9 protein-coding genes are annotated in these 12,555 nt (G+C 65.7%); 6 read left to right on the plus strand and 3 right to left on the minus strand.

Annotated elements, in window-relative coordinates:
- Positions 1-2: 2 nt before the first annotated feature.
- The 3 genes from BSF38_RS04160 to BSF38_RS04170 all read right to left on the minus strand — a co-directional run bounded on the left by BSF38_RS04160 (position 3) and on the right by BSF38_RS04170 (position 4,208).
- Positions 3-1,274 (minus strand): bifunctional UDP-N-acetylglucosamine diphosphorylase/glucosamine-1-phosphate N-acetyltransferase GlmU, encoded by a 1,272-nt coding sequence (locus tag BSF38_RS04160; protein WP_076343591.1) that lies wholly within the window; start codon positions 1,272-1,274, stop codon positions 3-5.
- Between the two features lie 188 nt (positions 1,275-1,462).
- Positions 1,463-2,008, minus strand: coding sequence for a c-type heme family protein (locus BSF38_RS04165; RefSeq protein WP_168189305.1), 546 nt, complete (start codon positions 2,006-2,008; stop codon positions 1,463-1,465).
- 376 nt (positions 2,009-2,384) lie between these two features.
- Positions 2,385-4,208, minus strand: a complete 1,824-nt coding sequence (locus tag BSF38_RS04170) for a cation:proton antiporter (protein WP_076343592.1) — start codon at positions 4,206-4,208, stop codon at positions 2,385-2,387.
- Between the two features lie 353 nt (positions 4,209-4,561).
- On the opposite strand from BSF38_RS04170, the gene gatC reads away from it, so the two are divergent.
- From gatC to BSF38_RS04200, 6 genes are all read left to right on the plus strand, one after another.
- On the plus strand, positions 4,562-4,849 hold the full coding sequence (gatC, locus tag BSF38_RS04175; RefSeq protein ID WP_076343593.1) for an Asp-tRNA(Asn)/Glu-tRNA(Gln) amidotransferase subunit GatC: 288 nt from the start codon (positions 4,562-4,564) through the stop codon (positions 4,847-4,849).
- A 74-nt stretch (positions 4,850-4,923) separates the two neighbouring features.
- On the plus strand, positions 4,924-6,411 hold the full coding sequence (gene gatA, locus BSF38_RS04180) for an Asp-tRNA(Asn)/Glu-tRNA(Gln) amidotransferase subunit GatA (protein WP_076343594.1): 1,488 nt from the start codon (positions 4,924-4,926) through the stop codon (positions 6,409-6,411).
- A gap of 102 nt (positions 6,412-6,513) precedes the next feature.
- On the plus strand, positions 6,514-7,995 hold the full coding sequence (gene gatB, locus BSF38_RS04185) for an Asp-tRNA(Asn)/Glu-tRNA(Gln) amidotransferase subunit GatB (protein WP_076343595.1): 1,482 nt from the start codon (positions 6,514-6,516) through the stop codon (positions 7,993-7,995).
- A 57-nt stretch (positions 7,996-8,052) separates the two neighbouring features.
- Positions 8,053-8,928 carry a sugar phosphate isomerase/epimerase family protein gene (locus tag BSF38_RS04190; protein WP_076343596.1) on the plus strand — a complete coding sequence of 292 codons (876 nt, stop codon included), beginning with the start codon at positions 8,053-8,055 and terminating at the stop codon, positions 8,926-8,928.
- Between the two features lie 186 nt (positions 8,929-9,114).
- Positions 9,115-10,098 (plus strand): RNA polymerase sigma factor, encoded by a 984-nt coding sequence (locus tag BSF38_RS04195; RefSeq protein WP_076343597.1) that lies wholly within the window; start codon positions 9,115-9,117, stop codon positions 10,096-10,098.
- Between the two features lie 186 nt (positions 10,099-10,284).
- On the plus strand, positions 10,285-12,489 hold the full coding sequence (locus BSF38_RS04200; protein ID WP_083712684.1) for a cytochrome c biogenesis ResB family protein: 2,205 nt from the start codon (positions 10,285-10,287) through the stop codon (positions 12,487-12,489).
- Positions 12,490-12,555 lie beyond the last annotated feature (66 nt).

The following is a 12,555-nucleotide window of genomic DNA, read 5'->3' on the forward strand; positions in this document are numbered from 1 at the left end:
GCTCAATCGGCCTCGGGGACGAGAGGCCGGGCCGGGACGCCGACGACGGTCGCGCCGGCGGCGACGTCCTTGCCGCGCGTGACGACCGCCCCCGCGCCGACGACCGCGTCGCGGCCGATCTCGACGGGCGCGACCAGTACGGCGTTCGCGCCGATCCGGGCATGGTCGCCGATCCGGGTCTCGCTCTTGCGGCTGCCGTCGAAGTTGGCGGTGACGGCGCCGCAACCGATGTTGACGTCGCGGCCGACGACGGCGTCGCCCAGGTAGGTCAGGTGGCGAGCGATCGTGCCGCCGTCGAGCTTCGACCGCGCGATTTCGACGAACGCTCCCACCACGACGTCGTCGGCCAGCTCGGTGCCGGGCCGGAGGTGGGCGAACGGGCCGATCCGGCAGTTCGCGCCGACGCTCACGGGGCCGCCGATCACGCTGAACGGGTGGATGATCGTGTCCGGTCCGATCGTCGCCCGGCCGTCGATGTAGGTGTTCCGGGGGGCGACGATCGTGACCCCTTCGGTCATCAGGTGGTCCTGAATCCGCGACTGCATGATCGCCCCGGCCAGGGCGAGGTGCTGTCGAGTGTTGACGCCCAGGACGTCGTCGGCTCGGAGCACCTTCAGGGCGACGACCTTCCGGCCCATCGTCATCAGCCGCTCGGGGGCGTCGGTCAGGTAATACTCGCCCTGGGCGTTGCTGGTGCCGATCTGGTCGAGGGCCTCCCAGAGCACCGGCGTCTCGAAGACGTAGCAGCTCGGGTTGACCTCGCGAATCGCCTTCTCCTCGGGCGAGCAGTCGCGCTCCTCGACGATCCGCAGGAACCGGCCGGCCGAATCGCGGAGGATGCGGCCGAAGCCCGTCGGGTCGGCGAGTTCGGCCGTTCCCAGCAAGCAAGCGGCACCTTCGTGCTTCTGGCGGTTGAGCAGGTCGGCCAGGGGCTCGGGGCGGAGCAACGGCTCGTCGCCGACCAGGATCAGCGCTGGGCCCTGATAGTCGCCCAGAAGCGGCCGGCAGACCTTGACGGCGTGGCCGGTGCCGAGCTGTTCCGACTGGGTGGCGAACAGGATGTCGGGCTCATTCTGCAAGGCGGAGTAAAGCTGCTCCGAGGCGTAACCGACGACCACGACGATCGTCTTCGCCCCCGCCCCCCGAGCCGCGTCGACCACGTACTGAATCATCGGCCGGCCGCAGACCTCGTGGAGGACCTTGGCTTTCTCCGACTTCATCCGCTTGCCCTGGCCTGCCGCCAGGATGATCGCTACAGGTCCTTTAATCGCCATCAAGCCGATCCTGGTTGAAAAAGGATTCTTCGACGTCCGTCCTGGCTTCGTCGTTCCCGCTCATGACCGATCGCATCATAGAAGACCGCCCGTCGGATCGTCAAACCTCGGGGGGGAAGTGAGGGCGTCCGGCGCATCGTGTGCGATCCACCGGTGAGCCGGGCTGGCTTCTTTCGGGCCTCAAGGAGTTACTTCTTCACGATCGGCATCGTGATGACAAGCCCGGCCGCGCGGCTCTTGTTGCTTGTACGACCCGGCAGGTGGCACTTGAGGCACTCGGAACCCAGCGTGATGAGACCGACGCGGCGATAGACTCCGTCCCCGGCGAGGTCGTATTCCTCTTTGCCCGATACAAGGACCTTCACGGCTTCCTTCTCGAATTCATTCCGAGGAGCATGGTCGATGTTCATCGCCTTCGTATCGACGGCGAGCCAGTGGAGTTCGACGCCGTCGCGCTCAGCCAGCCGTTGAAACACCAGCTTGAGGGTGGCCGCGGGGATCGGCAGCCCTTCATCCTCGCGGTAATACCGGCTGTGGACGATCTGGAGCGTGTCGTGAATGGTCCCGTGGAGCAACTTCGCCCGCTCGCGAGCCTCGCCCGCCGAGGGGCGCGGGACGACTGCGGCTGTCGCACTCGGCTCGTCCGGCGGGGTCGCGCCGGAGCTGAAGATCGTCAATGCAAGTCCGGCGATGATCGTTCGCACCACGCAGACCGAGCTCTTGAGTCGATACATGCGAAGCTCCAGATGATCGAGGATCGAGGTTTTCGATGACGAATAAGGCGCATGGGGCGGCGGCAGCCACTCCATCAGCAATCAAAGGGGAGCGGATCACCGGCCCGGCGAGCCTGGCGACCCGAACATGCGGGGAGAAAATTCGGCGTGGTATCTGACCCATCCCGATCCGAGTCGGATGGCACCGGCGCGACACGGCCGGTTCAATCGGAAGAAAGAGGCTTGACCGTCCGACGCGCGGGCGCGGTCAAGCTGTCCCGTCGGCATGGAAGTCTTCTTAACAGATCGATCTTGTATAACAATGTTTTGTCAGCAAGGCAATCCGTTCGTCGTCGACCGCTGGAGAAGGAGGAGAATCCAGGGTCGGGCCGCCCGGTCAATCGCCGGCCGTGTTCCCCTGAACCGCGGCGCTCGTTGCAGCGTCGTCTTGCGGCTGGCGCGCCTCGCCGCCGCCGCCATTGGCCGCTTCGTCGGAACCGTCCTGGGTGATGGCGGAGAACTCGGCGCGGACGCGGTCGCGTTCGCGGTCGATTTGATCGGGGGTGGCGCCGAGTCGCTCCAGGAGGAACTCGGTCATCGCCAGGGCGACCTCTCCCTCGCCGGAGAAGACGCTGTCGGCGCCGGCGGCTCGCAGTTCCGCGACGTCGCGAAGGTAAGCCGTGCGGGCGAGGATGAAGAGGTCGGGGTTGATCTCGCGAGCCAGGCGGATCGTCTCCTTGCCGCCGTGCATGGTCGAACTGCTGAGGACGAAGCCGACCGCCTTGTCCAACCCGGCGTGATCCAGGACGTCGCGATGCAAGGCGTCGCCGTAGATGGCCCGGACGCCGTCGTCGCCCAGGCGGCGGACGGTGTCCATGTTGAGCTCGATGACGACCGGATCGATCTGGTTGTCGCGCAGCAAACGGGCGAGCGTCTTACCCACCGGCCCATACCCCACGACGACGGCGCGGTGTCGGCCGGAGGCTTCCGGGTCGTCAAGCTCGTGCTGTGGACCGTTCTCCACCGGGGCTGACGTCTTGATGAAGCGGTTCAGAAGTTTTTCAAGGGGATCGATCAGGCGGTAGAGGATCGGGTTGAGCGTGATCGTGATGATGGCTGCGGCGATGATGACGTTCGTTGCGTCCTCGTCGATGATTCCCAGGGCCTTGCCGCCCGAGGCCAGGATGAACGAGAACTCGCCGATCTGCGCCAGAACCACGGCGACCGAGACGGCCGCGCGCGTTGGATACTTCAGCAAGAGGACGATCGTCAGCGCGGCCAGCGGCTTGCCGATCAAGATGACCGCCAGGGTGGCCGCGATTAGCGCGGGCGAGTCGAACAGCGCATGCACGTTGAAGAGCATGCCGACCGAGACGAAGAACAGCACCGCGAAGGCGTCGCGCATCGGAAGGGCTTCGGTTGCGGCCCGGAGGCTGAACTGCGACCGGCCGACGACCATGCCGGCGAGGAACGCGCCGAGCGCCATCGAGACGTCGAACAGCTTGGCCGCCGAGACGGCGATTCCGAGAGCCACGACGAGTACTGTCAGCGTGAACAGCTCGCGCGAGCGCGTCGCCGCCACCTTGTCGAGCAGCCAGGGGATCACCCGCTCTCCGACCACGAAGGTGAGCCCGACCATCGCCGCGACCTTGACCACGGCGACCCCGACGGCCAAGAGGACGCCGCTCGCCGACGTGGCGCCCGGGCCGAAGACGGCCGGCAGCATGACGAGCGCCAGGACCGTGAACAGGTCTTCGACCACGAGCCAGCCGACCGCGATGTGGCCGGACTGGGTGTGCAGATCATCGTTGTCCGCGAGCACGCGGATCAGGACGACGGTGCTGGCCACGGCGATCGACATGCCGAAGACGCATCCGGCCGCCCATCCCCATCCGTACGCATGTCCGACGATCGTGCCGAGGATCGTCGCCACCACGCTCTGGCAGATCGCTCCCGGGATCGCGACGCGACGAACCGCCAACAGCTCCTTGAGATGGAACTGAAGCCCCACGCCGAACATCAGGAGGATGACGCCGATCTCGGCAAGTTGGTCGGCCAGGTGCTGGTCGGCCGTGAAGCCGGGCGTCGTGGGCCCGACGACGATTCCCGCCAGGAGATAGCCGACGATCGGCGACAGCTTGAGCTTGAACGTGATGAAGCCGAGGACCAGGGCCGCGGCAAGGCCGCCCGTCAGTGTCAAAATCAGGTCGATGTCATGCATGGACAGCCAGTCCTCGCCGTTGATCGCTTCTCTATCCTGCCCACCCTCCCTCTTGGTTGAGGACGAACGGGTCGACGGTGCACCCCTTGTACGGAAGCCACCTTACGGGATCGCCGGGTAATCGTCATCCCATTATTTTTTTGAGAAGTGCTCGCTCGAATGCGGTGATTCGTCCCCACGGCGGCAGTACGACGCATGGTGGGCTGCGAACCTTGAACGCCGGGCCGGAATCTGTCAGACTGGCTCGATGCGCCGGACGCGGCTGAGACGTTTCCAAAACGACGGGCGGAGTATCGACTCCGAGCCGGATGCGACGGCGAGTTCCGAAGATTATCGCGGGGGATACCAGGCTGATGTCGCTCTCGACCGACGATGTGGCGAAAGTCGCCGTGCTGGCGCGTTTGCGGTTGAGCCCGGACGAGCTTCAGACGTTCACCGGGCAGCTCAATTCGATTGTGGAATACGTGGCCCATCTTCAGGAGCCCGACACGACGGGCGTCGAGCCGCTGGCCCACGGCGTCGAGGTCCGCAACGTGTTCCGCGACGACGTCCGCGGCCCCTCCCTGCCGCGTGAGGCCGCGCTCCTCAATGCACCCAAGCGGAACCTCGACAGCTTCCTGGTTCCCGCCGTCCTCGACTGAGTCGAGTTGAGCCGAGACGTCGCCGACCGATCGAACGAGCTGAGTGAGAATCCGCCTTCAGGACGCCCATTTCGATGAACAACGCCACCGCCGCCAGCCTCCTGGCGAAACTGAACGCCGGCGAGATCCGCAGCGAGGACCTCGTCCGCCAGTACCTCGACCGCGCCGAGTCGCTCAAACGCCTCAACGTGTTCGTCCACCTCGACCCCGAACGCGTCCTGGACCAGGCCCGGGCGATCGACGCCAAGCGGCGGGCCGGCGAGCCCGTCGGCGCGCTGGCGGGGGTGCCGGTCGCGATCAAGGACGTCCTTTGCGTCACCAACGAGCCGACGACCTGCGGCAGCCGGATGCTCAAGTCGTTCCGGCCCCCCTACGACGCGACGGTGATCACCAAGTTGAAGGACGCCGGCGCGATCCTGTTCGGTAAGACGAACATGGACGAGTTCGCGATGGGCTCCTCGACCGAAAACAGCGCCTACGGACCGACGCTCAATCCGTGGGACGAGGAGCGAATCCCGGGCGGTTCTTCGGGAGGCTCGGCCGCCGCGGTCGCCGCCGACCTCGCCCCGGTTTCGCTCGGCAGCGACACCGGCGGATCGATCCGCCAGCCGGCGGCCGTCTGCGGCATCGTCGGCCTCAAGCCGACGTACGGCCGCGTCAGCCGCTACGGCCTGATCGCATTCGCCAGCTCGCTCGACCAGATCGGCCCGTTCGCTCACGACCTGGCCGACGCGGCCCTGCTCTTGAAGGTTATCTCCGGCCACGACGATCGCGACGCAACCAGCGTCGACCAGGCTGTTCCGGACTACACAGCCACGCTCGACAAGCCCCCCGGCTCGCTCCGCATCGGCGTCGCCCGCGAGTTCTTCGGCGAAGGACTCGATCCGGAAGTCGAGGCCGCCGTCCGCGAGGCGATTCGGATCTACGAGAAGGCCGGCGCGATCATCGAGGAAGTCTCGCTGCCGAACTCGAAGTACGGCGTGCCCGCGTACTACATCGTGGCTCCCGCCGAGTGTTCGAGCAACCTGGCCCGCTACGACGGCACGATCTTCGGCCATCGCGCCGAGGACTGGTCGCCCAAGTACCCCGGCGAGGAGAACCTGCACCCGCTGGTCCGCATGATGATGGCCAGCCGCTCCGAGGGGTTCGGCCCCGAGGTCAAGCGGAGGATCATGTTGGGGACCTTCGCCCTCTCGGCCGGCTACGCCGATCAGTATTACAACCAGGCCCTCAAGGTTCGCCGCCTGATCCGCAACGACTTCGACGAGGCGTTCAAGAAGGTCGACGTCATCCTCGGCCCCACGTCCCCCTCGCCGGCCTTCAAGCTGGGCGAGCGGACCGCCGACCCGCTGGCGATGTATCTCTCCGACATCTACACGATTACCGCCAACCTCGCCGGCATCCCCGGCCTCAGCGTCCCCTGCGGCCTCACGAAGTCGAACCTGCCGATCGGCCTCCAGCTTCTGGCCCCAGCCTTCGCCGAGGAAAACCTCCTCCGCACCGCTCGCGTCTTCGAACGCGAGACCGACTGGCATACGAGGCGGCCGGGGCTCGCGGGCTGATCGATCGAGGGCTTACTGGTTTTAAGCTGGATCGAGTCGAAATATCAGCGGTTCTGGACGATCACTCCAGTATCACAAGAGAGCTAGGCGGGTTTCTTCTCCATGAGTCATCCTTACGACGTCATTATCGGCCTTGAGATCCACGTTCAGCTCCAGACTGAGAGCAAGATGTTCTCGTGGTGCGGCACCGAGTTCGGCCTGCCGCCGAATACGCAGACCGACCCGGTCTCGCTCGGGATGCCCGGCACGCTGCCGGTGATGAACCGCAAGGCGTTCGATCTGGCGCTCAAGACGGCGCTCGCCCTGCACGCCGAGATCGCGCCGTTCACGAAGTGGGACCGCAAGAACTATTACTATCCCGACCTGCCCAAGAACTATCAGATCAGCCAGTACGACCTGCCGTTCTCGCTGGGCGGCTGGCTCGACATCCCCGAGCGGAAAGACGGGGGCGGCGGCGGCCGCTGCGGGCTGACCCGGGTCCACCTGGAAGAAGACACCGGCAAGCTGACTCACGCCGCCGGAGGCTTCTCCGAAGTCGACCTGAACCGCGCCGGGATTCCGCTGCTGGAGATCGTCGGCGAGCCCGACATCCGCAACGCGGCCGATGCGCGGGGGTGCCTTGAAGAACTCCGCCTCACGCTCCGCTACCTGGGCGTCTCCGACTGCGAGATGCAGGAAGGCTCGCTCCGATGCGACGCCAACGTCAACCTGCACATCCACAAGGACGGCCAGAAGATCGCCACCCCGATCGTCGAGATCAAGAACCTCAACAGCTTCCGCGCCGTCGAGAAGGCGCTCAACTACGAGGTCGAGCGGCAGTACGCCAAGTGGCGGGAAGACGGCCTGACGATCAAGGACTCACCCAAGACCACGCGCGGCTGGAACGACGCCGAGGAGGTCACCAAGCCTCAGCGCGAGAAGGAGACGGCCGCCGACTACCGCTACTTCCCTGAGCCCGACCTGGTCCCCGTCGTCGTCGACGAAGCCTGGAAGGAGCGGGTCCGCGCGTCGATCGGCGAGCTTCCCGCGGCCCGTCGGAAGCGGTTTGAGAGCGACTACGAGCTTTCCCCCTACGACGCCAACGTGCTTGTCGAGCAGGGCTCGGACGTCGCCGACTATTACGACGCCGTCGCCAAGTCGACGGGCGAGTTCAAGATCGCCAGCAACTGGATCCAACAAGACGTGCTGCGGACGATCAAGGACAAGAAGCAGTCGATCGCCGAGTTCCCCGTCTCCCCCGAGGCCCTGGCCGACCTGATCAACCGCGTCCATCGCGGCGAGCTGAACACGAACCAGGGGCGCGAAGTTCTCGGCCGGATGATCGAGACCGGCGACTCCGCCGAGGTCGTCATCGAGATCGGCGGCTACAAGATGGTCTCCGACCGCGACGACATCGCCACGGCCGTCGACGCGGCGATCGCCGCCAACCCCCAGGCGCTGGAAGACCTGAGAAAAGGCAAGAAGAAGCCCGAGGCCGTGAAGGGCTTCCTCCGCGGCCAGGTCATGAAGCAGACCGGCGGCAAGGCCAACCCGGCCGTCGTCGGCGAACTGCTCGAAGCCAAGCTCGCCGAGTTGCTCGCCTGAACCGACTTCGATTCTCGTGAACTTGAATGCAACGCCTTCTCCTTGAGGTGGACGACGATGACGACGATCGACCGCAGAACGTTCCTCGCGGCAGCCGCCGGCGTCGCGGCGGGCGCGGCACTGGGCAAAGGCGCTGTTGCGGCCGAGGCCGGCAAGCCGCGGTGGAAGCGGGCGTTCATGCTCGGCGGCCTGACCAAGGGGCCCGCGCTGCCGACGTTCCAGCTTCTCAAAGAGGCCGGTTTCGAGGGCGTCGAACTCATAAGCCCCAACGAGTTCGACCTCGACGAGCTCCTGGCCGCGCGCGACAAGACGGGCCTGTTGATCCACGGCGTCAGCGGCGGACTGCACTGGCAAAAGCCGCTCTCCGACCCCGATCCCCAGGTGGTCGAGGCCGGGATGGCCGCCATCCGGCAGGAATTCCTCGACTGCAAGGCTTACGGCGGCACGACCGTCCTGGTCGTCCCGGCCGTGGTCAACAAGAAGGTCTCCTACCGCCAGGCCTACGAGCGATCGCAGGCGAACATCCGCAAGCTGATCCCGCTGGCCGAGCAAAGCGGCGTCAAGATCGCGGTTGAGGAGGTCTGGAACAAGTTTCTGCTCAGCCCCGTCGAGTTCGCTCGCTACATCGACGAATTCCAGAGCCCGACCGTCGGCGCCTATTTCGACGTCGGCAACGTGGTCGAGTTCGGCTACCCCGAGGAGTGGATCCACGAGTTGGGGCACCGTATCCTCAAGATCCACATCAAGGAATACGCCAAGCCCAAGCGGTTCGACTACCCCCTGGGCGAAGGCGAGATCGACTGGTCCGCCGTTCGCCAGGCGCTGATCGATGTCGGATACGAAGGCTGGATCACGGCCGAGGTCGGCCTGGGCGATCTCGAAGCCATGAAGGACGTCGTCAAGCGGATGAGCCGCCTGCTCCAGATCGGCTGATCCCGAGATCGCCCTCGGCTCGCGAATTCGCCGTCTTGCCCGCCTTGTCCGGACGAACTCATTCGGGGCGTTGGAGGTCGATTGCCGAGAAATCGCCGACTTCGCCCAGAAATTTGCATTCGTCGGACGCTGAATCGACATAATACAGAAGTAAGGCGGACATGAGCGGCCAGGACGAACCGACCGATGATCGATCACGCTAGTGACGCGACACTCCTGAAGCGGTTCGCGGAGAGGCGGGAAGAGACCGCCTTCGCGGAGTTGGTCGAGCGCCATGGCCCGGTCGTGCAGCGTGTTTGTCGACGTTTTCTTCGCAGCGAGCACGACGTCGAGGAAGTCTTTCAGGCGACGTTTTTGATCCTGGCCCTTCGCGCATCGGAAGTCTCATGGAAGCCTTCCGTGGGAGGCTGGGTGCAAAACGTGGCGCGGCGGCTGGCTCTCCACGCCCGTGGCGAGATCGCCCGGCGGGGGCGCCGCGAGGTCCAGGCGTCGAGCCTCTACGGCGGGATGCACTCGCCGGAATGCCCGGTTTCGGCCTTCGGCGACGAGGTCGAACGCCAGGACGTTCGGCGGATGATCGATACGGCCGTCGAAGGGCTCCCCGAGAAGTATCGCGCTCCGCTGGTCCTCTGCTACCTCGAAGGGCTGACCAACCACGAGGCCGCGCAACAGCTCGGGTATCCGGTCGGGTCGATTTCGAGGCGGCTGGAACGCGCCCGGGGGCTGCTCAAGAAGCAACTGATTGGCTATGGCGTCACGCTGAGCCTGCTGGTCGGCCTCGTCGCCCTGGGCTCCCTGGCCGCGAATCGGAACGCTCGCAAGCTCGAACCGATCCGTGGCGCGATGGCCCTTGTGGGTTCCGAAACGGCGCATCGGTCCGATCTGAGAGAACTTATCCAGCCTCTGGAACGTATTGACTGTGGTAGCCTGAGTTTCCCGGATCGCGATCGGATCGGGCGATTGGCGGAACAGTCCGCCTGGGCGGCCGATGCGGTCGCGCCGTTCGATCCGGGCGTCCGCCGCGACGTGTGGCGAGCTTACGCCGGCGAGATGAAGCTGGCGGCGCTTGAGCTTTCTCGGGTTTACGAGGACGGCCGCGAGCCCGAGCTGCTCGCGAGCGTCCGCCGTCTGAACGCAACCTGCGTTCAGTGTCATTCGGCGTTCCACTGATCGAATCAACGCCTTTTACAGTCGTTGGGCGCGTCGGCCGGGGCTGGCGCGCCGTCACGAGACTGGTCCCCGGCGCAAGCCGCGGATAGAATCTACTGGTACTCGGGGCGACTTCGGAACAGCCGGCGCCCCGCCCGCCCGATCTCTCCGCGTTCTTGTTCCTCCCTCCTCGGCAGGTGCGATATCATGGCGATGGCCAGCAAGCAGGCTCCAGGTTCCTCATCGTCTCCTGGCGGTCCTGCCAACGCGAATTCGAGTGCGCGTTCGACGTCCCGGTCGTCGCCCGGCGGCCTGTTCGTCAACGGGATCACCGCCGTCTACCGATTCCTCGCCTCGCTCAAGCTGGCCGTCCTCAGCTTGACGAGCCTGGCGGCGGCCTTGGCCTTCGCGACCTGGTTCGAGTCGAACTACGGAACCAAGGCCGTCCAGGACTACCTCTACAAGAGCGCGGCGTTCGCCATCCTGCTCGCGTTTCTGGCGACCAACATCCTCTGCGCCGCCCTCATTCGATACCCATGGAAGAAGCGGCAGACGGGGTTCGTGATCACGCACATCGGGCTCCTGGTCCTGATCGCCGGCTCGTACGTCCACTTCAAATCGGGCGACGAGGGCATGGTCGGGATGCTCGAAGGGGAGAAGCGGAGCGAGATGCTCCGGACCGACGCTCCGGTCTTCCGGGTCCGCGAAGTCGATCCCCATGGTCAAGAGTCTTCGCGGTCGTACGAGATGCCGTTCGACGCCGGCGGACCGTTCGCGTGGGGCGCGGGACAGTCGCGCATCAACAATATCTTCGATCTGGGGCTTAACTGGCTGAGCGGCGGCCGGCTCCCCTCGGCGGGCCCCGCCGAGGACGTCCTGAGCAAGTCGGGCGACCCGTTTCGGTTCGCCGTCAAGCAATACCTGCCGTCGTCGGCCCCCGCGATGTTGCGCGTCGCCGACCCCGCCGGTCAGCCGATGGCCCGGGTCCAGCTTCAGTTCAAGGCGCCGGGAATGCCCGAGCCTCGGCTGGCCACTCCCATCGAAGACGAGCAGTGGTTCAAGCTCGACCGCCGCTTCTACCGCGCCGCCAAGAGCGACGGCATGCCCGCGCTGTTGACGTTCGCCTACGTGGACAAGCCGGGCCTGCTCGAAGACTTCCTCAAGCCGCCCCTGGAGAAGAGCGCCGCCGGCGTGGCCCGGTTCCGCTATGCGGACAAGAACGGCAAGGAAAAGGTTTACGACTTCGCGGTCGACCAGCCGGTGGGCACGGCCCTCACGCTGCCTGACAGCGATCTGAACGTGAAGCTGGAAAAGTTGGCGCACTTCCCGACCGCCGAGGGGGGATTGTCGCGGGTCGTCGGCGAAGATTCGATTCCGATCGCCATGTTCCAGGTTCGCAAGGGGGAAGGCGCCGAGGTCGAGCACATCGCGATGGGCTCGATGCCGATGTTCCCCAACGTGATCCCGCGCCCCAGCGCCGACGGCGGCAAGCCGGCCGAGGCTCTGGTGTCGATTCATCTGATGGTCCCACCCGACCTTGATCCCAAGACCAACGGCCGCTTCGGCCAGATCGACGTCCTGGCCGGCCCCGATCACGCGCTCTACTACCGGGTCTTCGGCCGGGGCAAGGAGGGCAAGGTCGAGCTGCGGTCGTCGGGGCCGCTCGCCCAGCACAAGTGGATCGACGCCTTCGGCGCCGCCGCCGGCGCGGTCATGACGATCGGCTTTCAGGTCGAGGACTACCTGCCTGCCGGCGTCGAAAAGCAGATCTTCGAGCCGCTGTTCCTGCCCAAGGGCCAGATGGAACAGGCGATGCCCGCCTGCCTCGTCGAACTGACGGTCGGCGATCAGTCGAAGGAAATTTGGATCCAGCGCAGCGAGTCGCTCGAATCGCCCTCGTTCCGCCCGGTTCCGTTCGGTGATCGCCTGTACGAAGTCGCCTACGACGTCGACCGCCGCCCCCTGGGCTTCGAGCTGAAGCTCGACGACTTCGAGGTCGGCTTCGAGCCCGGCACCGAGCAAGCCACGAAGTTCGTCAGCAAGGTGCGGCTCGACGACCCGTCGACGGGCGTCCGCGACAAGCCATACACGATCTCGATGAACGAGCCCCTGACGCATCGCGGCTACTCGTTCTACCAGATGCGGTACTCGCCGATCGTCGATCCTCGCACCAACCAGCGCACCGGTCAGTTCCAGTCGGTCTTCCAGGTGGGGAGCAATCCCGGCCGGCCGATCATCTACGCCGGCTGTCTGCTGGTGGTGATGGGGGCGTTCGTGCAGTTTTACATGCGGGCCGGCCTCTTCACCGACGGCGGCAAGCGCGAACGCGAGCAAGCGGCTCGCAAAGCCGGGCTGCCGATCCCCGAGCCGGTCGTGGCGCCGAAGCCTCAGCCCCAGGACGAGATCCTCTAACTCAGCTCAAGCGTCGCGCGTGTCAGGAATGGGAACCGGTCGTTCGATCCGAATCCGTACACCGCC

Source organism: Paludisphaera borealis (assembly GCF_001956985.1).
GTDB lineage: Bacteria > Planctomycetota > Planctomycetia > Isosphaerales > Isosphaeraceae > Paludisphaera > Paludisphaera borealis.